19 protein-coding genes are annotated in these 20443 nt (G+C 64.6%); 10 read left to right on the forward strand and 9 right to left on the reverse strand.

The window, feature by feature from the left end; all coding sequences use genetic code 11:
- The first annotated feature begins 26 nt into the window (after positions 1-26).
- On the forward strand, positions 27-452 hold the full coding sequence (locus tag AB3X86_RS03790) for an HIT family protein (RefSeq protein ID WP_018436978.1): 426 nt from the start codon (positions 27-29) through the stop codon (positions 450-452).
- Between the two features lie 204 nt (positions 453-656).
- On the opposite strand, the gene AB3X86_RS03795 is transcribed toward AB3X86_RS03790, so the two are convergent.
- The gene (locus tag AB3X86_RS03795; RefSeq protein ID WP_176109876.1) at positions 657-836 is read right to left on the reverse strand and encodes a hypothetical protein; all 180 of its coding nucleotides are present in this window, start codon (positions 834-836) and stop codon (positions 657-659) included.
- A 493-nt stretch (positions 837-1329) separates the two neighbouring features.
- On the opposite strand from AB3X86_RS03795, the gene sap1 reads away from it, so the two are divergent.
- On the forward strand, positions 1330-1668 hold the full coding sequence (gene sap1, locus AB3X86_RS03800; RefSeq protein WP_013091020.1) for a surface attachment protein Sap1: 339 nt from the start codon (positions 1330-1332) through the stop codon (positions 1666-1668).
- A gap of 254 nt (positions 1669-1922) precedes the next feature.
- Here the strand turns inward: sap1 and araH are convergent, their stop codons facing one another.
- The 4 genes from araH to AB3X86_RS03820 form a co-directional block, all read right to left on the reverse strand.
- Positions 1923-2927 carry an L-arabinose ABC transporter permease AraH gene (gene araH / locus AB3X86_RS03805; protein WP_368594965.1) on the reverse strand — a complete coding sequence of 335 codons (1005 nt, stop codon included), beginning with the start codon at positions 2925-2927 and terminating at the stop codon, positions 1923-1925.
- Positions 2928-3001: 74 nt separating this feature from the next.
- Positions 3002-4561, reverse strand: coding sequence for an L-arabinose ABC transporter ATP-binding protein AraG (araG, locus tag AB3X86_RS03810; RefSeq protein ID WP_368594966.1), 1560 nt, complete (start codon positions 4559-4561; stop codon positions 3002-3004).
- Positions 4562-4654: 93 nt separating this feature from the next.
- The gene (locus tag AB3X86_RS03815) at positions 4655-5659 is read right to left on the reverse strand and encodes an arabinose ABC transporter substrate-binding protein (RefSeq protein WP_176122396.1); all 1005 of its coding nucleotides are present in this window, start codon (positions 5657-5659) and stop codon (positions 4655-4657) included.
- Between the two features lie 178 nt (positions 5660-5837).
- Positions 5838-7286: an aldehyde dehydrogenase family protein gene (locus AB3X86_RS03820; protein ID WP_368594967.1), complete on the reverse strand. Its 1449-nt coding sequence runs from the start codon at positions 7284-7286 to the stop codon at positions 5838-5840.
- A 170-nt stretch (positions 7287-7456) separates the two neighbouring features.
- Between AB3X86_RS03820 and AB3X86_RS03825 the strand changes: the two genes are divergently transcribed.
- Both AB3X86_RS03825 and AB3X86_RS03830 read left to right on the forward strand, forming a co-directional pair.
- A complete protein-coding gene (locus AB3X86_RS03825; RefSeq protein WP_176109880.1) occupies positions 7457-8434 on the forward strand; it encodes a LysR family transcriptional regulator in 978 nt (325 codons plus the stop codon).
- 142 nt (positions 8435-8576) lie between these two features.
- On the forward strand, positions 8577-9131 hold the full coding sequence (locus tag AB3X86_RS03830; RefSeq protein ID WP_368595005.1) for a YaeQ family protein: 555 nt from the start codon (positions 8577-8579) through the stop codon (positions 9129-9131).
- Positions 9132-9175: 44 nt separating this feature from the next.
- Here the strand turns inward: AB3X86_RS03830 and AB3X86_RS03835 are convergent, their stop codons facing one another.
- Positions 9176-9601, reverse strand: coding sequence for a VOC family protein (locus AB3X86_RS03835; RefSeq protein WP_368594968.1), 426 nt, complete (start codon positions 9599-9601; stop codon positions 9176-9178).
- Positions 9602-10038: 437 nt separating this feature from the next.
- Between AB3X86_RS03835 and ada the strand changes: the two genes are divergently transcribed.
- The 4 genes from ada to AB3X86_RS03855 all read left to right on the forward strand — a co-directional run bounded on the left by ada (position 10039) and on the right by AB3X86_RS03855 (position 14686).
- On the forward strand, positions 10039-11199 hold the full coding sequence (gene ada / locus AB3X86_RS03840; RefSeq protein WP_368595006.1) for a bifunctional DNA-binding transcriptional regulator/O6-methylguanine-DNA methyltransferase Ada: 1161 nt from the start codon (positions 10039-10041) through the stop codon (positions 11197-11199).
- Entirely contained in the window at positions 11196-12116 is a 921-nt protein-coding gene (locus tag AB3X86_RS03845; protein WP_368594969.1) for a DNA-3-methyladenine glycosylase, read from the forward strand. Before ada ends, AB3X86_RS03845 begins: the two co-directional genes overlap by 4 nt.
- A 217-nt stretch (positions 12117-12333) precedes the next feature.
- Entirely contained in the window at positions 12334-13950 is a 1617-nt protein-coding gene (gene gshA, locus AB3X86_RS03850; protein WP_368594970.1) for a glutamate--cysteine ligase, read from the forward strand.
- A 220-nt stretch (positions 13951-14170) separates the two neighbouring features.
- Positions 14171-14686 (forward strand): hypothetical protein, encoded by a 516-nt coding sequence (locus AB3X86_RS03855; RefSeq protein WP_368588288.1) that lies wholly within the window; start codon positions 14171-14173, stop codon positions 14684-14686.
- 51 nt (positions 14687-14737) lie between these two features.
- Here the strand turns inward: AB3X86_RS03855 and AB3X86_RS03860 are convergent, their stop codons facing one another.
- Both AB3X86_RS03860 and AB3X86_RS03865 read right to left on the reverse strand, forming a co-directional pair.
- On the reverse strand, positions 14738-16300 hold the full coding sequence (locus AB3X86_RS03860) for a DHA2 family efflux MFS transporter permease subunit (RefSeq protein WP_368594971.1): 1563 nt from the start codon (positions 16298-16300) through the stop codon (positions 14738-14740).
- A 212-nt stretch (positions 16301-16512) separates the two neighbouring features.
- A complete protein-coding gene (locus AB3X86_RS03865) occupies positions 16513-17019 on the reverse strand; it encodes a MarR family winged helix-turn-helix transcriptional regulator (protein WP_368594972.1) in 507 nt (168 codons plus the stop codon).
- A gap of 259 nt (positions 17020-17278) precedes the next feature.
- Between AB3X86_RS03865 and AB3X86_RS03870 the strand changes: the two genes are divergently transcribed.
- A complete protein-coding gene (locus AB3X86_RS03870) occupies positions 17279-17683 on the forward strand; it encodes a hypothetical protein (RefSeq protein WP_368594973.1) in 405 nt (134 codons plus the stop codon).
- A 256-nt stretch (positions 17684-17939) separates the two neighbouring features.
- Positions 17940-19535: an efflux transporter outer membrane subunit gene (locus tag AB3X86_RS03875; RefSeq protein WP_368594974.1), complete on the forward strand. Its 1596-nt coding sequence runs from the start codon at positions 17940-17942 to the stop codon at positions 19533-19535.
- 106 nt (positions 19536-19641) lie between these two features.
- Here the strand turns inward: AB3X86_RS03875 and AB3X86_RS03880 are convergent, their stop codons facing one another.
- On the reverse strand, positions 19642-20421 hold the full coding sequence (locus tag AB3X86_RS03880; RefSeq protein WP_176380605.1) for a type II secretion system protein N: 780 nt from the start codon (positions 20419-20421) through the stop codon (positions 19642-19644).
- Positions 20422-20443 lie beyond the last annotated feature (22 nt).

Here is a 20443-nt window from a genome sequence, read left to right on the forward strand (position 1 = left end):
AACCAGACCAAACGAAAGGAAACGCGATGAGCTACAACGACAGCAACCCGTTCGCCAAAATCTTGCGCGGCGAACTACCGTGTATCAAGGTGGCCGAAAACGACCAGGCGCTGGCTTTCATGGACTTGATGCCGCAAGCCGACGGCCATCTGCTCGTCGTGCCGAAGGAAGCGGTCGCGGAGATTTTCGATCTGTCGGATGTGGCGCTCGTCGCGTCCGCGCGCATGGCGCAAAAGCTCGCGATCGCGGTGCGCGCGGCGCTGCGTCCGGACGGCGTTTTCATCGGCCAGTTCAACGGCGCGGCGGCGGGACAGACGGTGCCGCACGTCCATTTCCATGTGATTCCGCGCTGGGAAGGCCAGCCGCTGAAGCTGCATGCGCGCGAGGTCGCCGACGCCGACACGCTTGAAGCGCTCGCCAAACGGATTCGCGCGCACTGGCGCGCCCATTGAAGCGCGACGCGTGGGCCTGCGGACACGTTGCCGCGCGAGGCATGACGGTCACGTGCGGTAACAACTGTAAAAGCCGTTGAAACCCACCGATTGGCGCGTCGCGACTAGACTGCTATTGCCTTGTGTTCAAGGCATTGAGTGTGGATCTCTTTTTTAGCCTGCCCTTGTGGCAGGCTTTTTTCTTCAGGGGGTCCGCTCGCAGCCTCAGAGCCGATCGCGAGAACGGCGTAGCGGATGGCGCCAGTCGATGCGCCGCGGACGCGGTGACAACGGCCGACCGTCGTGCAGGTCGCGATGTTCTTGCCACAGTTCGTCGGAAAAAAGAAACATCACGATGAGCAGCGGAACGACCAGAAAAATCCCGAGTATTACGTGCTCGTTCACGATAGCCTCCAGGTGCGGGAGATTTGTTCCAATTGTAGAGCAGCGCCTGTACCCGCAAGCCGTTGCAGGCCCTTCGCGAAAGCTGAGAGAGACGGCTGGCACTATTTTTTTTCTGCACCTGCCGCGTTATTGCACGTAGCGGCTTTCGCCCGCCGAATGACTTTGTGTGCGATGCACAAACTGATTGATTAAATTGTACTAAATCACTTAATTGGCGCTCCGCGTTTACGCGAAGGCGGGCGCAAAGCTTTACCAGCTAAAGCGATGAGCGAGTTGGTCTTTTAGTAATTCTTTTCATTGCCATTCGATCAGGCGTCTGCTCGAGCTTTAATCAGCCCTGAGAGCGGGTGCGACAATTAGCCACTGTTGCGACCGCACACAAGATGTGCTTGTCGTTCTTCTTGCTTCTCCTAAAGTGCAAGCTGTGGGTCCATCGTTAGAGTTAAATACATAGCTAACCGAGTATTTTTTCGGCCCCGCCCCGGAGGAATAAATGAAAACTCGAATTGCCGTTGTTTTCGCCATCGCGGGTTTGGCTGCCGCTAGCGTTCAGGCGCAAGACGTCGTGATCAAGCCGCAGCAAACGATCCAGTTCAAGGCCAATGCGTATGGCTGCGTATCGAAGGACAAGCTCGATGCCGTCGATCACCATGCGCAAGCCGGTGAACAGCAGCAGATGCAGGAATTCTTCTCCGGATATCAATGCGTATCGACACCGACCGACTCGAGTTTCCGGGTGGTGCGCGTGGTCGGCCACGACGTCGAGTTCGTGAATGCGGCCAATAGCGACACCGAGGGGCTCTGGGCGAACGACCGATTTATCAAGCAATAAGTACAACACCGGTATTCCGGCAAAAGCCGGAACACGGTCGCATGCGTCTCCACTGCGGCTTTAAAGTCGCAGCCGTGAACGCGTGAGCTAAAAAAGGACGGCTTGGGCATTCAGATGCCAAGCCGTTTTTTTTATTACTTTTCATACAGGCCAGGCTTCACGCACAATAAAAAAGCCGATGCGGGTTTTATCGACCCGCATCGGCAGTACGCCTTCTCGCAAAGCGCAGGAAACCGGCCAGGTGCAGCGGCGCGTCAGTGCACGCGCTTGCTGCGGCGGAACTGGTCGAACAGCACCGCGAGCAGCAGGATGCCGCCGCGGATCAGGTATTGATAGAACGTCGGCACGTTGAGCAGGCTCATCGCGTCCTGTACCGAACCCATGATCAGCACGCCGACCAGCACGCCGGAGATGGTCGCGACACCTCCTGTCAGCGACACGCCGCCGAGCACGCAAGCGGAAATCACGCCGAGTTCGAGCCCGACCGACGTCTTCGGATCGCCGAGACTCATGCGCGACGCGAGCATCACGCCCGCGAAGCCGGTCACGAGCCCTTGCAGCACGAATACGGTGATCTTGATCCGCGTGACGGGCAGCCCCGCGAGCACGGCCGCTTCGCTATTGCCGCCGACGGCCAGCACGTTCTTGCCGAACACGGTCTTTTTCAGCAGGAAGCCGAACAGCACGAAGCCGATGATGTTGCTCCAGATTGGATACGAAATGCCGAGGAACGAGCCACCGCCGAGATCGAAGAAGCGCTCCTCGGAGATCATCACCGCGTCGCCGTTCGACGTGATGTAGGCGAGGCCGCGCACGACCTCCATCATCGCGAGCGTGACGATCAGCGAGTTGATCTTGTAGCGCGCGACCAGCGTGCCGTTGACGAGCCCGACCGCGCCGCCCGCGAGCACGCCGGCCGCGACGCCGATGAATACGCTATGTGTCGCGGTGATCAGCACGGAAGCCACCACGCCGGAAAACGCGACGATCGACGCGACCGACAGGTCCACCTCGCCGAGCGCAAGCACGAACATCATCGTGACTGAGATCGAGCCGATCAGCGTGACCGACAGCAGCAAGCCCTGGATATTGCGCGAGCTCAGAAAGCCCGGGACCGTGAACGACAGCACCGTGAACAGGATGATGAACACCATCACGATGCCGGATTTGTTGATCAGGTCCCAGGTGCGCGCGGCACGCGCGGTCAAGCCGGCGGAGGCGACGGCGGGGGTCGAGGAATCGGTGGAAGGTATGCTCATGATGTCTGTTCCATTCAATGCCGTTTTCGTTGCGGTATTCGATAAGAGGTCTGGTGGCGAGAGCCGTTGGCCGATCAGCGCGGCAACGCCAGCTTGATCAGCGCATCCGGCGTGGCTTGCGCCTTCGGCAGATCGCCGACGATGCAGCCTTCCTTCATCACGATCACGCGATCGGTCACGCCGATCACCTCGGCGAGATCGCTCGATACGACGATGACCGTGCGGCCCGCCTCGGCGAGCCCATACAACAGCCCGTAAATCTCGCTGCGCGCCCCGACGTCGATGCCGCGCGTCGGCTCGTCCATCAGGAACACGTCGATCTCTTCGGCGAGCCAGCGCGACAGGATCACCTTCTGCTGATTGCCGCCGGACAGCGTGCCGATCGGCGTGTCGCCGTTGCGGGTCTTGATCGCGAGCTTGCCGATGAACTCGCGCGTGGTCTGCGCTTCCTTGCGGCCGTTGAGCACGTTGAAGCGACTGAAGTGGCGGCGGCAGCTGATGTTCAGGTTGTCCGACACCGACGCGATCGACACGATGCCTTCCTGCTTGCGATCCTCGGGACACAGCGCGACACCGGCGCGCACCGCGTCGCGCGGCGTGGCGAACTGCACACGCTTGCCTTTCAGCGCGACCCCGCCGGCGCTCGGCTTGACCGCGCCGTAGATCAGCTTCATCAACTCGGAGCGGCCCGCGCCGACGAGCCCGAAAAAGCCGACGATCTCGCCCTTGCGCGCCGAAAACGACGCCGGTTCGCGCAGGCCCGGCCCCATCAGACCGTCGACCTGAAGCTGCACGTCGCCGTGCTCGCGCGCGCGATAGCCGTACACATCGGTGATCGAGCGGCCCACCATGCAGCTGATCAGCCGATCGCGATCGAGTCCCGCACCGGCCTCGAAGGTGTCGATGCGGCGGCCGTCGCGAAACACGGTAACGCGATCGCACAGTTCGTAGACTTCATCCATCCGGTGCGTGACGTAAATGATCGCGCGGCCTTCGGCCTTCAGCGCGCGGATGATGCGGAACAGTTGCGTGGTTTCGCGCGACGACAGCGAGCTGGTTGGTTCGTCGAACGCGATCACCCGCGCGTCGCGCATCAGCGCTTTGCCGATTTCGATCATCTGCCGCTGACCGATCGACAGATGCTTGACCTGCTGCGACGGATCGAGCTTTTCGCCGAGCCGTTCGAGCTCCCGCATCGCGCGCGCGACCAGGGCCTTTTCGTCCAGAACCCCGAAGCGATTCGGCAGCGCGCCGAGCATCAGGTTCTCGGCGACGGTCAGCTCCGGCACCAGATGCAGTTCCTGATAGATGATCGCGATGCCCGCGGCGATTGCCGCCTTGGTCGTCGCGAACTGCTGCTCGACGCCATCGAGCGACAGCGTGCCCGACACGGGATGATTGACGCCGGACAGCACCTTCAGCAGCGTCGACTTGCCGGCGCCGTTTTCGCCCATCAGGCCGTGCACCTCGCCGCGGCGCACTTCGAGCGACACCTGGTCGAGCGCGAGCACGCCCGGGAAGCGCACGGTGATCCCCTCGAGCTGGAGATAGGGAGCATCGGATGCGGGCGTCGGTGCAGGCGAGGGCGCAAGCGCCGCGTCGCCGGCATGAGACCCGGTGAATAAGGACGTCATCGGAAAAACCTCGAACGGATGGAACCAGAGCGGGCCACGCTCACGCTAAACGCAACGCGCGATGCGGCCCGCCGTCTGCTGCGAGAACTTCGCTTAAATACCCAGTTCCTTGCGCACGTCCTGCCAGTTGCTACGGACCATCAGCTTGCCGGTGGTCTGCGTATCAGCGGGCGGCTGCTTGCCGTTCTTGATCCATTCGACGAGGTTTTCGGTGCTCTCCTTGCCGTGGTTCGTCGAGCTGACCGCAATCGTGCCGTAGAAGCCCGTCGGTTCCTTCTTCTGGAACTCGGCGAACGCCTCGCCCGCGCCGTTGATGCCGACGCCGATCACGTCCGTGCCCGGAATATGCAGCTGTTCGGTCGCGCGCACGCCGCCGAGCACGCTTTCCTCGTTGAGCGCGAAGATCACCCACTTCTTGATGTTCGGATGCTGCGCGAGCACCGGCGACACCGCGTTGAAGCCGCCTTCGTCGTCGGTGGTTTTCTGCGGAGCGTCGAAGATGTTTTCCTTCTTGAAGCCGCCGGCGAGCAGCGACTGCGTCGCGCCGTCGGTGCGCAGCTTCGCGGTCGGCAGTTCGTAGTCGGTGATGCGCAGCGCGCCGACTTCCTCGGGCTTCCAGCCGCGGCGCTTCATTTCCTCGGAGATCGCCGTGCCGACCTGATTGCCGATCTTGAACGCGGACATGCCGAGGTGCGGCACGTTGGCAAGCGGCTTGCCGGTCGAATCGACCAGCTGGTCGTCGACCGTCACGAACTTCATGTTGTAGCGCTTCGCGCGCGCCTGGATCGCCGGTCCGAGACGCACGTCGGGCGCGCAGATCACGAAGCCCTTCGCGCCTTGCGCGCCGAGGTTGTCGATCGCGGCCAGCACTTTCTCGCCGTCGGGCGTACCGATGTTGACTACCGAAAATCCGTCCTTCTGGCCGAGCGCGGTCGCGGCTTTCTGTTCGTTGATGAACCACGCCTGTTCCGGCATCTTCACGAGGAAGCCGACTTTGAGCGGCTCGTCCGCATGCGCGGACAGTTGCGCGGCAAACGGCGCGGCGAGGGCGGCGGCGGCGATCGCGGTCAGAGTCAAACGGCGAAGCTTGCTGGTCATCTACTGTCTCCTGAGGTTGAAAAGCTGCATTGATGTCGTGGTAGTTGCAGCGGGGTAACGCGGGCGGCGCCAGCCGACGCGCGGATCGCGGTGGAGCTCGGCTCGGCAAGCCCGGCGATTCGTGGAGCGGGGCGCACGGCCAGTGGCGCGGCGAAAACCGTGGTGCGGCCCATCGGTTCTAGCCCGCCACGTACGCTGTTTTCACGGCGGTCCAGAACGCGGCATCGCTCGCGCCATAGGCCGACGCCTTGCGCCCGCCGCCGGGTCCGTGATGTTCGACGGCCGTGGTCGGCAGGTTGATCGTGACGAGACCGCTCTGCACGTGGCGGCGGAAATGCCGCGCGCGTTCGAGCGAGCGCGTGCAAATGCCGGCGCACAATCCGTACGCGGTGTCGTTCGCGAGATGCAGCGCGTGTTCGTAATCGTCCGCACGCAGCACGACCGCGAGCGGCCCGAAAATCTCTTCGCGCGCGATGCGATGCTCCGGTTCGCCGACAAACAGCGCCGGCTCGAAAAAATAGCCGCGCGTCGAGCGCTGCAGCTGCCTACCGCCGCGCAGCAACTGCGCGCCTTCCTGTTCGCCGATGCGCACGTATTCGAGATTGCGTTCGAGCTGCGCGGCGTTCGCCGCCGGGCCGATGTCGCTGCCGTGCTTCAGCGCGTGATCGACGGTGAGTTTCGCGAGCTTCGCCTGCAACGCGTCGACGAACTGCGCGAATACCGCGCGCTCGACGATCAGCCGCGCGGCCGCGGTGCTGCGCTGGCCCGTCGCGCTGAAGGCGCCGGTCAGCGCGGCATCGACCGCGCCGTCGAGATTGGCGTCGGCCAGCACGACGAACGGATTCTTGCCGCCCATCTCGAGCTGCACGCGTGCCTGGCGCGTCGCGGCGGCCTGTAGCACACGTGTGCCGGTATCGGACGAACCGGTGAAGCTGATCGCGGCGACGAGCGGATGCGCGACGATTCGCGCACCGACTTTGCGGCCGCTGCCCATCACGAGGTTGAACACGCCGGCCGGCAAGCCCGCGCGACTGACGATCGACGCGAGCGCCGCCGCGCAGGCCGGCACCGATTCGGCCGGCTTGTACACGACGCAGTTGCCATGCGCGAGCGCGGCACCGATCTTCGCCGCGGCGATCGCGAGCGGCGCGCTCCACGGCGCGATGACGCCGACCACCCCGAGCGGCTCCCGCGTCACGTCGATTTCGACGCCGGCACGCGCGGACGCGAGCGGTTCGGCGAACGCGCGCAGCGCCTCGGCGGCGAACAGCTTGAACAGTTGCCCCGCGCGCGTCGCTTCGGCGAGCGCCTCGGGCAGCACCTTGCCGACTTCACGCGCGAGGAGACGCGCCAGTTCCTCGCGGCGCGCGAGCATTTCGCTGCCGATCGCGTCGAGCGCGTCGGCGCGGCGCTGCGCGGAGGCGAGCGACCAGTCGCGAAACGCCGCGTGCGCCGCCTCGATTGCGCTGTCTGTCTGCCGCACGTCGGCCCGCACGTATTCGCCGACCGGTTCGTCGAGATCCGACGGATTGAGCGACACGCCCGCGGTCGCACCCGTCTCCCATCCGCCATTGATGTAATGGCGAAACGGGCTGGTAACGAGGGGGACGAGCGGATCGCGGTTCATCGGCGGAAAAGGCGCACCGGAAGTTCACAAAAGTCCACGAATGGTATGAGTCGTCCCAATAACTTTCCAATCCCTTTTTAGGCTTCTCCGATATCAGTTTCGATATGGCATCATGGGAACTTCAAAGCAGAACGTACAAACATCGCCATAAAAACCTGGAGACCCCTGCGATGACGCGTAGCTATTCGAACTGGTTCGTGCGCGCGCGCCTGAAGACGCGCCAGTTGCTGCTGCTTGCCGCGATGGAGGAGGAGGGCAACGTGCGCCGCGCGGCTGACGTGCTCGGCATGACGCAGCCGGCCGCGTCGCGCCTGTTGAAAGAACTCGAGGACATGCTCGGCGTGAGCCTGTTCGACCGCACGCCGCACGGTATGCACGCGACGCTGTACGGCGAGGTGATGATCCGCCACGCGCGCATGGTGCTGTCGAACCTGAGCCAGGCGCACGACGAAATCTCGGCGCTGCGCTCGGGGCTCGCGGGTCAGGTGCGCATCGGCGTGATCGCCGCGGCTGCCGCGACGATGGTGCCGCGCGCGATCGCGAGCGTGAAGGAGCGTTATCCGCAGCTGCAGATCTGGACCGAGGTCGAGACCTCCGACGTGATGCTGCCGCGGCTCGCCGAAGGCGATCTCGACATCATGATCGGCCGCGTGCTCGAACGGCAGAATCAGTTCAAGACCGACGTGCGCTACGAACCGCTCGCCGACGAACCGCTGTGCGTGGTCGCCCGTCCTGGCCATCCGCTCGAAAACGAAACGGGATTGACGCTGCGCGGTATCGTCAACGCGGCGTGGGTGCTGCATCCGCCTGGCAGCGTGCTGCGCCACCGCTTCGATCTGATGTTTTCGCAGATTGGCCTGAATCCGCCGCAGAACGTCGTCAATACGAATAACTTCCTCGCGATTTCGAGCCTGCTCCTGCAAAGCGACATGTTGGCTGTATTGCCCGATGAAGTGGCGCGTCAGTACCAACAGTACGGGGTATTGAAACGCGTACCGATCGATTTACCGTGCAGGATGGACACATTCGGTATCATCACGCGCCAGTCGCATCTGTTGTCTCCGGCGGCCGCCGTCGTGCTCGAGGCGCTGCGGGAGGCGGCTCGCGACGTGTACGGCACCGCCATGGAACCGGTGGTGGCCCGCTAAATGCTTCCTTCCGTGTCATAGGCACCGGCCGACGGCGCGGGAGGAACAGACGATGTACAGCAAACACAAGAAACGGCAACGCGCCGTCGACGATTCATTTTCGCTGCGCTCCGGTGGAGCGAGCGCCTGGTTTAGCAACGGCATGGCTCTCAAATCGACGATATACAAGGCTGAATTGCAGATCGCGGACATGGACCGGCACTATTACGCCGACCATTCACTGACGATCGCCCGTCACCCCTCGGAAACCGACGAACGGATGATGGTCCGCGTCGCCGCGTTCGCGCTGTTCGCACAGGAGCGGCTGGAGTTTTGCAAAGGTTTGTCGGATGTCGACGAGCCGGATCTGTGGGCGAAGGATCTGACCGGCGCGATCGACACCTGGATCGAGGTCGGCCAGCCCGACGAGCGCCGCATCGCGAAGGCGAGCGGCCGTGCCAATCACGTGATCCTGATCGCGTATGGCGGGCGGACCTCGGAAATCTGGTGGCAGGGCGTGCGCAACAAGGTCGAGCGCCTGCGCAACGTGACGGTCTGGACACTGGGCGAGGACGTCGCGGCATCGCTCGGCTCACTCACCGAGCGCACGATGCGGCTGCAATGCACGGTGCAGGACGGCGAAGCCTGGCTCGGCAGTGCCGAAGCCGACGCGGTGAAGATCGACTGGACCGTACTGAAAGCGCCCGCCGACGCGTGATGGAACCGGTCTGAACCGGTTTTTGCGCAGTTTCGTTTTCGCTTTCAGAGCGACGTGATTCGCGCCGCCTCCGGCGGCCCCTTCAGTTCGACCATGTTGCCCTCCGGGTCGAACAGATACAGCGACGGTCCAAACCCGTCCGCGCCATAACGCACCCCCTGTTCGCCGAGCCGCGCGCCATGCGCGCTCAGATGCGCCTTCAGCGCGTCGGCGTCGAACGACTCGACGCGCAGACACAGGTGATCCATGTTGCGCCCCGCGCCCGCCTCACCGTTTTCCGCGCGATCGAGCTTAGCGCCGACCTGCAGCAGATCGATCAGCGATCGGCCCGCGCGCAGCTGCGTGAGGCCGAGTTCGCGCTGCTCCTTTTCAACGCTGCAACCGAGTACGTCGCAGTAAAAGCGCGCGAGGGTCTCGACGTGCGTCGCCCGGATCACGACGTGGTCGATCTCGCGAATGTGGATTTTCATGTGGAACGCCCTTTCGCTAGTTCGGAGAACCGATTAGGAAGTGTAGGAGAAAGGGCGGGGGGCGGATCGGCGGGCAAAAAAAAGCCCGCTCAAGTGGAGCGGGCTGAATCCATATCAGGAGGAGACATGGAGGAGACAGGGACTAATATACACATCGGCTTGGTGCGACGCAATAACTTTTTAAGGGAAAACCCGATATCGTGCGAAATTGTCGCACTTTGAGGCAAAACGCCCGGCCGCCGGGACGTTCCGCGGCGTTTTGGATTGCGATTTGCCCGGTTTGACCCCACTAGGGGTGAGGACAAGCGCGTCCGAATGACAGAGCAAGAACCGGCGCGTACTGTGTAGCGAACAGGCCTAGATTGATGAGCATCGACACTGACTGCCCATTCTGGCCCCAAGACATCATGAACGCCACCACTCGCCATTCCACCCCTATGCGCACCGCCGCGGACGCCGACGCCACCCAGTGGCGCACCGACGACGAGCGCTGGGACGCCGTCACCCACCGCGACCACGATGCCGACGGCGCATTCTTCTACGCGGTCAGGACGACCGGCGTGTTCTGCCGGCCGTCGTGCGCATCCCGCCAGCCGCGCCGCGAAAACGTCGCCTTCTTCACCGATGCCGCCGCCGCGCGCGCCGCGGGCTTCCGCGATTGCAAGCGCTGCCAGCCGGGCGGCCTGCCACGCGAGCTCGACATCGTCGCGAGGGCGTGCGCGGCGCTCGACGCCGATCCGCAGCAGCGCCTCACGCTCGCGCAGCTGAGCGACGCCGTGCACGTGAGCCCGTTTCATTTGCAGCGCCTGTTCAAGCGCGTCGTCGGCGTGTCGCCGCGTCAGTACCAGGCCGCGCAGCGCGGCGCCGCGCTGCGCGACGCGCTACAGGGCGGCGCCGATGTCACGCGAGCGACACTCGACGCCGGTTTCGGCTCGCCGTCGCGCATGTACGACAGCGCGCCGGCCGAGCTGGGCATGGCGCCGTCCGCATACCGGCGCAAGGGCGCCGGGCTCACGGTGCGCTATGCGAGCGCGCCGACCTCGCTCGGCTTCGTGCTGGTCGCGGCGACCGATAAGGGCATCTGCAAGATCGGTTTCGGCGACGACACCGCGCTGTTGATCGACGAATTGCGCGGCGAGTTCTCGAACGCCGAGCTGCGCGAAGACGCGGGGCGCCTAGCTCCGTTCATCGCGCAGATCGATGCGTATCTGCGCGGCACGCGCCAGGACTTCGACCTGCCGCTCGACATCGCGTCGACCGCGTTCAAGCAGCGCGTGTGGGATGCTTTGCGACGCATCCCGTACGGCGAAACGCGCAGCTACTCGCAGATCGCCGAGGCGGTCGGCTCGCCGCGCGCGGTGCGCGCTGTCGCGAGCGCATGCGCGACCAATCCGGTCGCTCTCGCGATTCCTTGCCATCGCGTCGTGCAAAAGGGCGGGTCGCTCGCCGGCTATCGCTGGGGGCTGCCGCGCAAGGCCGCGTTGCTCGACAATGAGGCGCAGCACGCAGGCGGCGCTTCAGCCGGCGACGCGCCCCGCCGCCACGCAAGCCGCCCCGATGGCGATTCCCGCCACTCCAACCTGGATCACGCCGCTTGAGCACGCTTAACGACGTCGCAACTCTGGAATTACCGTTCAACGCACCGTTCGACTGGCTGCGGCTGCTGCGTTTTTTCAGCGGCCGCGCGACGCCTGGCGTCGAAGCCGTCGAGGACGGCGCGTATCGTCGCGCGATCGACTGGAACGGCGACAGCGGCACACTCAGCGTGCGGCTGCATCCTCGCAAGCGCTGCGTCGTCGCGAGCATCGAAGGGCCGGCGAGCCGGCATGCCGATGCACTCGCCGCGCCGATCGCGAAGATGTTCGATCTGCGCGCCGATCCGAAGAAGATCGCCGCCGGACTCGCCGCGGACCCGTGGCTCGCGCCGCTCGTCGCCGCGGTGCCTGGCCTGCGAGTGCCGGGCGCGTGGTCCGGCTTCGAACTGGTGGTGCGTGCGATCGTCGGTCAGCAGGTCAGCGTGAAGGCCGCGACGACCATCATCGGACGGCTCGTGCAGCGCGCGGGCCAACGCATCGACGGCCATCCGCACCAGAACACCGCGTGGCGTTTTCCGACGCCGGCCGCGCTCGCCGAAGTCGATCTCGCGCAGATCGGCATGCCCGGCAAACGCGTCGCCGCGTTACAGGGCTTCGCGCGCGCGGTCGCGAGCGGCGACGTCCCGCTCGACAGCAGCGACACCGTCGACGCCGCGAGCCTGCGCGCTGCGTTGCTCGCGCTCGCGGGCATCGGCCCATGGACCGTCGAATACGTCGCGATGCGCGCATGGCGCGATCCCGATGCATGGCCCGCGTCGGATCTCGTGCTGATGCAATCGATCTGTGCGCGCGATCCTTCGCTGATACGGCCTGCACAGCAGCGCAGCCGCAGCGACGCGTGGCGGCCGTATCGCGCGTATGCCGCGATGCATCTGTGGAACGAGGTAGCGGATCGGGCGGGCGCGGCGCGCGGCGGGTAAGTTGAGCTGAGCGTCGTCACGACGCGCTGATGGCGATGGCGCAGTTCAGCGCGCCCCCCCATGCGCGCTCAAATCCCGCCGAAGCGGCCGCAAGCAGCCGTTCTGGCGAGATGTTAAAGTGCCCGCTACTGAAAATTCCGCCGAACGTTGTCAGCCGCTGTATCGCCTGTGAATCGTCTGGCGATACACGGCGACCGGCAACGCCCGACCTGCATCAATGCCAAACACCACACCATCCGGCACGACCGACGTGCTTTCGCACCGCCTGTCCGTGCTCGACTCGAGCCCGCAGCGCGATGCGCTGATACGCGGCCTGCGCGGCATCGAAAGGGAAAGCCTGCGCGTAACGCGCGACGGCCAGCTCGCGATGACGCCGCATCCGCGCGCGCTCGGCTCGGCGCTCACGCATCCGTCGCTGACGACCGACTACTCCGAGGCGCTGCTCGAGCTGATCACGCCGGCCGAGCAGGACGCCGCCGAAACGCTCGCGCAGCTCGACGTGCTGCATCGTTTCGTCTACGCGGAGCTCGGCGACGAGATCCTGTGGAACAACTCGATGCCGGGGCTGTTGCCCGACACCGACGACGGCATTCCGATCGCGCACTACGGCACATCGAACATCGGCAAGCTGAAGTACGTGTACCGGGTCGGCCTCGCGCTGCGCTATGGCCGCACGATGCAGTGCATCGCGGGCATCCACTACAACTATTCGCTGAACGAAGAAGTGTGGCGCCTGCTGCACGCCGATCAGCAATCCACCGCGAACGCCGTCGACTTCCAGTCCGACCGCTACCTCGCGCTGATCCGCAATTTCCGCCGCACGAACTGGCTGCTGATGTATCTGTTCGGCGCGTCCCCCGCGCTCGATCGTCGATTCCTCCGCGATCGCAAACACACTCTCGACACGTTCGACGCCGACACGCTGTATCGCCCGTACGCGACGAGCCTGCGCATGAGCGATCTCGGCTATTCGAACACGACCGCGCAAGCCGCGCTGCACGCCGACTACGACACGCTGCCGGGCTATCTCGACGCGCTCGCGAAAGCCGTGAGCCAGCCGTATCCCGCCTACGAGCAAATCGGTACGCAACGCGACGGCGAGTGGGTGCAGATCAACACCAACGTGCTGCAGATCGAAAACGAGTTCTATTCGACGATCCGTCCGAAGCGCGTCACGTATCCGGGTGAGCGGCCGCTCCATGCGCTCGCCGTGCGCGGCGTGCAATACGTCGAAGTGCGTTGCATGGATATCGATCCGTTCGAGCCAAGCGGCATTTCGCTCGAAACATCGCGCTTTCTCGACGCGTACCTGCTCGTGTGCGCGCTCGACGACAGCGCGCCATTGCCTCCGCCCGCCTACACCGAAGCGAATCAGAACTTCGGCCGCGTGACGATGGAAGGCCGCAAGCCAGGCCTCGAACTGGTTCGCGACGGCAAGCCGGTCGCGATGACCGAATGGGCCGACGAACTGCTCGTGAAAATCGACGCCGCGGCGGCCGTGCTCGACGGCTTGAGGGGCGGCGACGAACACGCGCGCGCGGTCGCCGCGCAACGCGCGAAGCTCGCGGACGTATCGCTCACGCCATCGGCGCGCGTGCTGCAAACGATGCGTGACCAGCAGCAGAGCTTTCTCGCGTTCGGCCTCGCGCAAAGCGAAGCGCACGCCGCGTACTTCCGCGCGCGTCCGCTCGATGCCGAGCAGTCCAAGGCGTTTGCGGACCTCGCAGTGCAATCGCTCGACGAACAGGCGAAGCTCGAACGCGAGGAGGTTGGTTCGTTCGACGCGTTCGTCGCCGCGTATCGCGCCTATACGCTCAATCGCTTCAGTGTCTGAGCGCTCGGACCACAGCAACTCGAGAAGTGATCAAGCGGCCCACGTGGCCGCTTTTTCTTTGTCGTGCGAAACCGCAAGTAAGCTCTACGGATTGCTCTCTTCGAGCGCGCGCAATCGGCAAATTCTCCACGCGCCGTCGCGATTCTCTGATCTGGGTGAAACACCGCCCGGATGGGGTGGTCCAAAATGTTATGACAGGCTTCGCAGGGGAGGTACCGACGTGAAGAACAAAGCTCTGTTGGCCGCACTGTGTCTCGTAGCGACTGCGGGATGCTCAACGCAGGGTCAGGTCAATCCGGACGTCATGCAGATCGCGACTAAGCCATTGACGTGTTCGAACAAGGCCGAATGCGATCTCTGGTGGCAACGGGCGCAATCGTGGGTCGCGAGTCATTCGAAGTACAAGATCGAGACCGCTAACGACTCGCTGATCCAGACCGCCGGCCCCGACGGTGGCAAGCGGGCTCTCGCGTTTCAGATCACGCGCGCCTCGGAACCCGATGGCACCGTTACGATCGGCTTTTCCGCGCACTGCGACAGCTCGCTCGGCTGCAAGCCGAATCCGTGGGAAGCCGGTGCTGATTTCAAGCAGTATGTGAGAGGCACCACGGGCACAGCCGCCAGCGCGCCGCAAGGCAGTGCGACGCCATCGCAGAACGCGCCCGATGCGACGCATCCGGAGACGATGCCCGGAAAGACCACCAGGCTGCCGAATGGCGAGGCGATGTCGCAATAGCTGAAGCTGTGGCGGCAGCGGCGATGCATTCGCCGCTGCCGCGTTTTTGCTTCAGTGTCCTAACGAGGGCCCGCTGCCCTTGCGTGGCTTGGTGATCCACACGAGCAAGGCCAGCACGATAAACGCCGCGCACGAGATGCGGAAAAAATCGTTGGTGGCCATCATGTACGCCTGGCTAGTCACCACCTGGTTCAACTGCGCGGTGAGACTGTCGCCGGACAGCCCGGCGCCCGCGAGCGCATTCGTATAGGCGCTGGTGTTGGCCGAATACGTGTTGACCGTATCGGCGAGCATCGCGTGGTGATAGATCGTGTCGTTTTCCCAGAACGTCGTGCTGATCGCAGTGCCGATCGCGCCCGACAACGTGCGGAAAAAGTTCGACAGACCCGACGCGCTCGCAAGACGCTCGTCGGGCACGCTCGACAGCGTGATCGTCGTCATCGGCACGAAGAAGCACGCGACGCCGATGCCCTGCACGAGCCGCGGCAGGATCACGTGGCCGAACGGCACGTCGAGTGTGAAGGTCGAGTTCCAGAACGACACGATCGCGAACACGATGAACGCGAAGCTCGCGACCATGCGCAGATTCAGCCGATGCATGTTCTTGCCGATCATCGGCGATAGAAACAACGCAAGCAGTCCGACCGGCGCCGTGGCGAGACCGGCGAGGCCCGCCGTGTAGCCCATCACCGTTTGCAGCCATAGCGGAAAGATCACCACCGAGCCGAAGAACGCCATGAAGCCGAACGAAATGATCACGACGCCAAGCGCGAAATTGCGGTCCTTGAACAGCGACAGGTCGACGATCGGCTCCTCCTCGGTCAACTCCCACACGAGCAGGAATGCAATCGACACGAGCGCGATCACGGCGAGCGCGACGATGAACGTCGAGTTGAACCAGTCGCGGTCCTTGCCGAGGTCCAGCATCATCTGCAGGCAAGACACGCCGGTCACGAGCAGCACGAGGCCCACCACGTCGATGCGCTGGCGCGTCGTCTGCGTTTCGCGGCCACGCAGCAGCAGATACGCGCAGAACGCCGAGAACAGGCCGATCGGAACGTTGATGTAGAAGATCCACGGCCACGTGAAGTTATCGGTGATATAGCCGCCCATCACCGGGCCGAAGATCGGCGCGCAGATCACCGTCATCGCCCATAAGCCGAGCGCGAGGCCGCGCTTCGCGGGCGGGTACGAGCGCATCAGAATCGTCTGCGACAGCGGCACCATCGGCCCGGACACGAGCCCTTGCGCGAGCCGGAATGCGATCAGCGATTCGAAGTTATGCGCGAAACCGCAGGCCGCCGACGCGATCGTGAACAGCAGCACCGACAGCGTGAAGAGTCGTACCTCGCCGACGCGTCGCGCGAGCCAGCCGGTCAGCGGCACGGCAATCGCCGAGGCGACCGAGTACGACGAGATCACCCAGGTGCCCTGACTGGCCGCGACGCCGAGACTGCCGGAAATGGTCGGCACTGCGACGTTCGCAATCGACGTGTCGAGCACTTCCATGAAGGTGCCGAGCGCAAGCCCGACGGTCAGCAGCGCGAGCGTGCCGCCTTTGAGCGGAGCGGGTTCGGCTGCGGGCAGCGCGGCGTTGGAAGCCGTGGCATCCATAACTTTGGTTCTCCTCAGGCGGCAAAAGCTTGTCGTGGCAGCTTTATCGGGCGTCCCAGACATGATGCTTACGTGCCGCATCACCCTCTGCCCAGACAGATATCTGATGACAATGGCGCCTTGGAAAGGCGCCTTGTGATTGTCTTGCTAGTACTTCGTGATGGAGCGCCGCCGCCCTCCGACGACGACCGCGCCTCGACGCATGCTTCGGCTCATCGCTGCGGCTCGTCCGGCGGTGGCGCCGGTCCGCAACCCACGTCGGCTTCCCCCTCGGGACCGTTTGCGATGAAGCGGGCGAGCAGGTGAATCAGCGTCGCGTGTTCCTCGGCGGTAAAGCCGCGCAGTTGGTCGTTCAGCACGGTCGCGCCGAGGTTCGGCAGTTGCCGCGCGGCCTCATGGCCTTGCGGTGTCAGCTCCAGTTTCACCATGCGTCGGTCGTCGTTGCTGCGCGTGCGCACGACGAAGCCTTTCTTCTCCAGGCGATCGAGCAGTCGCGTCATCGAGCCGCTGTCGTACGACATCGCGCGCGACAGCTCGAAAGGCGTGCTCGCGCGTCGCGACGACAGCATCAGAATCACGCCGATCTGCTGCGCGGTGAGTCCGAGCGGCTTGACCGCACGGTCCGTGCGCTCGACCAGCACATTGCGCGCTTTCGTCAGGTAGTAGCCAAGACTGCTCGTGAGCTCGACTTCGTCCGCTTTGTAGGGGCCATCAACCATGGGGGGTCCGAAACATCCACGCAAGACGAAGTTTAGCTGCCTAAGCAGACAAGTCAAATCACATTTTGCGGTGCGCAACGAGCCAACCTAAAAAAACAACAGTCGAATCTTTTGCGCCGCACAGTACCTTGAAATTTGCTTGCATGGTCAATATTATGACAAGCAATGAGTTTCGCGCGTCCTGCGCCATTCGAGACCATGTTCTGACCGATCGACCGCACGCCGCCCGCCTCGCGACGCGCGCCAAAGGATTTCCCCGATGCTGTACCTCAAAAACACGCTTGGCGGCCTCAGCCGCTCACTGACCGATTCCGCACTCCATAGCTTCCAGGGCCGGCACCGCTGGTGGAAGCTCGCGCTATTCGCGGGATTGTTCGTGCTGCCGGGCGGGTCCGTGGGCGTCGCGCTGCTCGCTTGGGCCGAGCATCGACGGGAAACGAAGCGGGCGAAGAAGGGCAACGCCGTAATCGTGGAATCCAGCGAAATCGTATTGCCGAAGGAAAGCTTCGCGATTGAGACGGAAAACGTCGTCGCCGCGACAGCCAACAGCGGCAACGCTTGCCTCGCATCCGGTGATGCGTCGTGCCGGGCCGCGGCTGGCAGGCTCGCGTGTCAGCGTCAGCGTCAACGCCAGCAGACCCAATCAACGGAAACGAGGCTCTGAAGGGGTACCGATTCACCGCGCCTTTCTCGCCATTTCAAACACCGCAAACCCGCTGCTCCTCGCTCCGCCGGTAACAACGCGTAACCATCGCGTCACCGCAAGTAACACACCTGCGCACCGCCCCGCATTAACCTTTCAGCTTTCGGTTTCCCGCGCTTGCGCGGGCCCATACGCTAACATGCCGGCAGACCACGATCTCGCCCGGTCGCTGGCGCCCTTCCCAGCCATACCGCGGCGTCCAGAGGGAATTCATTGCATGCAGTCTGTTCGAATCTCGCGCGCGCGGGCATTTGCACCGCGCGTCCTATCCCTTGCCGTCAGCGCGGCCTGCTCGGCACTCGTCGCCGCCTGCGCGGTCGGCCCGAACTATCAGCGGCCGGCCACCGAGATCCCCGCGTCGTTCAAGGAGGCCGCGCCCGGCTGGAAGGTTGCCGAGCCCGCCGATCAACACGACCGCGGCGACTGGTGGGCGATCTACGAAGACCCGAAGCTCAACGAACTCGAAGACAAGCTCAACGCAGCGAACCAGACCATCGCGCAATTCGCCGCGAACTACCGGCAGGCGCGCGCGCTCGTCGGCGAAGCGCGGGCCGCGTACTTCCCGACCATCGGTGCGTCGGCGGGCGCGACCCGCTCGGGCAACGGCGCGCAAACCGGCGGCAATGCGACGACGGCGACGAGTCGCGAAGGCATCAATAACAGCTTCAACGTCCAGATGACGGCGAGCTGGGAGCCGGACCTGTGGGGCTCGGTCACGCGCTCGGTCAACGCACAGAAAGCCGGCCAGCAGGGCGCGGCCGCCGAACTCGCAAACGCGCGCCTGTCCGCTCAGGCAACGCTCGCGCAGACCTACTTCCTGCTGCGCGCGCTCGACTCCACGCAGAAGCTGCTCGACGACACCGTTCTCGCCTATCAGCGCTCACTGCAGCTCACGCAGAATCAGTACGCGGCCGGCGTCGCCGCGCGCTCGGACGTGATCCAGGCGCAAACGCAGCTGCAATCGGCGCAGGCCGCCGCGATCGAGAACGGCATCCAGCGCGCGCAGGACGAGCACGCGATCGCGGTGCTGATCGGCGTGCCCGCGTCGATGTTCTCGCTGCCGCCGATGCCGCTCACCGCGACGCCGCCCGCCGTGCCCGCGCAGATGCCGTCCGCGCTGCTCGAACGCAGGCCGGATATCGCATCGGCGGAACGCAAGGCCGCGGCGGCCAACGAGCAGATCGGCGTGGCGATCGCCGCGTTCTTCCCGTCGCTCACGCTGTCGGCGACCGGAGGCTTCGAGAACTCGGTGTTCTCGCAATTGTTGACGTTGCCGTCGCGCTTCTGGACGCTCGGCCCGCAACTGGCCGGGACGATCTTCGACGCCGGCCTGCGCAAGGCCCAAACCGAGGCCGCGCGCGCCACCTATGACGCGGATGTCGCGACCTATCGGCAGACGGTGCTCGCCGCGTTCCAGGACGTCGAGGACAACCTGGCGTCGCTGCGCATCCTCGAGCAGGAAATCGTCGTGCAGCGGCAGGCGGTCGACTCGGCGCGCCAGGCGCTCGCCATCGTGACGAACGAGTACAAGGCGGGCACGGTCGGCTTCGTCAACGTGCTGACCGCGCAGACCACGGCGTTCACGGCCGAACAGAAGCTCGAAAATATCGCCGGGCAGCGGATGGTGTCGTCGGTGGGGCTCGTGAAGGCGCTCGGCGGCGGCTGGGATGCGTCGCAGATGAATCGCGAGACCGGCGATGTCGCGGCGCCCGCGCCGCTGCCGGCATCGGCTCCGGCGGGTGCGGCTGCGGAAGTCGGCGCGGCGTCCATCGCACAGGGCAATGCGCCGCAAGCGCGGGTGCAAAGCAAATAATTGCCCGCTGCGCCCGCCGCGCAGCAGAATCGCAATATAGAAGAGGCATGACCGCAATTCGCGGCCATGCCTCTTTTTTCATCGCGCTACGCGCGCGAAGCGCACCTCAGTGCATGAACGTCAGCGCCACCGTATCCGGCCCGCTCGGCCGGCCAAGCAGGTTCAGCAGGCCGGCGAGGTTGTCATGCTGTTCCGGCGCGGCGCTCGCCGTGCCACGAAACGACGTCGATGCGGCCGACATCGTGCCGCTGCCGGTCAGCGTCAACGGTCCTTTGATCGTACTCAGATCGAGCGCCGACGACTTGCCCTGCGCCTGAAACCTGACCCGGTACGACCCGAGCGGCTTCACCAGCGACACACGCGAGCTGACGTCGTCGAGCGTCATCGTCAGTTGGCCGAACGCTTCGCCGTTGAAGCTGCGCCAGTCGGTCCACGACAACTGCACATTGCCCTGCAGATCGAGCGTGTTGAATGGCGCGCCAAGCCCCGCGAGCAGCGACGCCGGCACCGCGAGCACGCCCGGCGTGACGGTTGCGCCGCGCGGCGTCGCATCGACCGTGATCGGGTCGGGCATTGCCTCGCTATGGCGCATGACCATGCGCACGCGTCCGGTGAAAAGCGGCCAGAACGCGGTGCGCCACTCGATCCGCCCTGGCAGCAGCGTCGCCGCGCTCATATCGGAGCCGGCGGCCAGCATCAGCGTCGCCGAGCCGTGCCACAGCGAGCCCTCGGCGTCGACGAGATTGACGTGCCCGTGCGTTTGGCGCGCGAACTGCGGCGTAATCCACGCGGCCGGCAGCAGCGCGAGCGTCACGGCCGCCACCGACAAAACGGCGACCACCAGCCACGGCAGCGCCCTCCGCAGGCGCCACATCCAGTAATTCATGGGAGATCCTGTAGCGAGCGGC

The organism is Paraburkholderia sp. BR14374, assembly GCF_040948685.1.
GTDB classification, from domain to species: Bacteria; Pseudomonadota; Gammaproteobacteria; order Burkholderiales; family Burkholderiaceae; genus Paraburkholderia; species Paraburkholderia youngii.

Coding starts and splice junctions, on each gene's coding strand:
- AB3X86_RS03790 (WP_018436978.1), top strand. CDS start 27: ATGAGCTACAACGACAGCAACCCGTTCGCCAAAATCTTGCGCGGCGAA.
- sap1 (WP_013091020.1), top strand. CDS start 1,330: ATGAAAACTCGAATTGCCGTTGTTTTCGCCATCGCGGGTTTGGCTGCC.
- araH (WP_368594965.1), bottom strand. CDS start 2,927: ATGAGCATACCTTCCACCGATTCCTCGACCCCCGCCGTCGCCTCCGCC.
- araG (WP_368594966.1), bottom strand. CDS start 4,561: ATGACGTCCTTATTCACCGGGTCTCATGCCGGCGACGCGGCGCTTGCG.
- AB3X86_RS03815 (WP_176122396.1), bottom strand. CDS start 5,659: ATGACCAGCAAGCTTCGCCGTTTGACTCTGACCGCGATCGCCGCCGCC.
- AB3X86_RS03820 (WP_368594967.1), bottom strand. CDS start 7,286: ATGAACCGCGATCCGCTCGTCCCCCTCGTTACCAGCCCGTTTCGCCAT.
- AB3X86_RS03825 (WP_176109880.1), top strand. CDS start 7,457: ATGACGCGTAGCTATTCGAACTGGTTCGTGCGCGCGCGCCTGAAGACG.
- AB3X86_RS03830 (WP_368595005.1), top strand. CDS start 8,577: ATGGCTCTCAAATCGACGATATACAAGGCTGAATTGCAGATCGCGGAC.
- AB3X86_RS03835 (WP_368594968.1), bottom strand. CDS start 9,601: ATGAAAATCCACATTCGCGAGATCGACCACGTCGTGATCCGGGCGACG.
- ada (WP_368595006.1), top strand. CDS start 10,039: ATGCGCACCGCCGCGGACGCCGACGCCACCCAGTGGCGCACCGACGAC.
- gshA (WP_368594970.1), top strand. CDS start 12,334: ATGCCAAACACCACACCATCCGGCACGACCGACGTGCTTTCGCACCGC.
- AB3X86_RS03860 (WP_368594971.1), bottom strand. CDS start 16,300: ATGGATGCCACGGCTTCCAACGCCGCGCTGCCCGCAGCCGAACCCGCT.
- AB3X86_RS03865 (WP_368594972.1), bottom strand. CDS start 17,019: ATGGTTGATGGCCCCTACAAAGCGGACGAAGTCGAGCTCACGAGCAGT.
- AB3X86_RS03870 (WP_368594973.1), top strand. CDS start 17,279: ATGCTGTACCTCAAAAACACGCTTGGCGGCCTCAGCCGCTCACTGACC.
- AB3X86_RS03875 (WP_368594974.1), top strand. CDS start 17,940: ATGCAGTCTGTTCGAATCTCGCGCGCGCGGGCATTTGCACCGCGCGTC.
- AB3X86_RS03880 (WP_176380605.1), bottom strand. CDS start 20,421: ATGAATTACTGGATGTGGCGCCTGCGGAGGGCGCTGCCGTGGCTGGTG.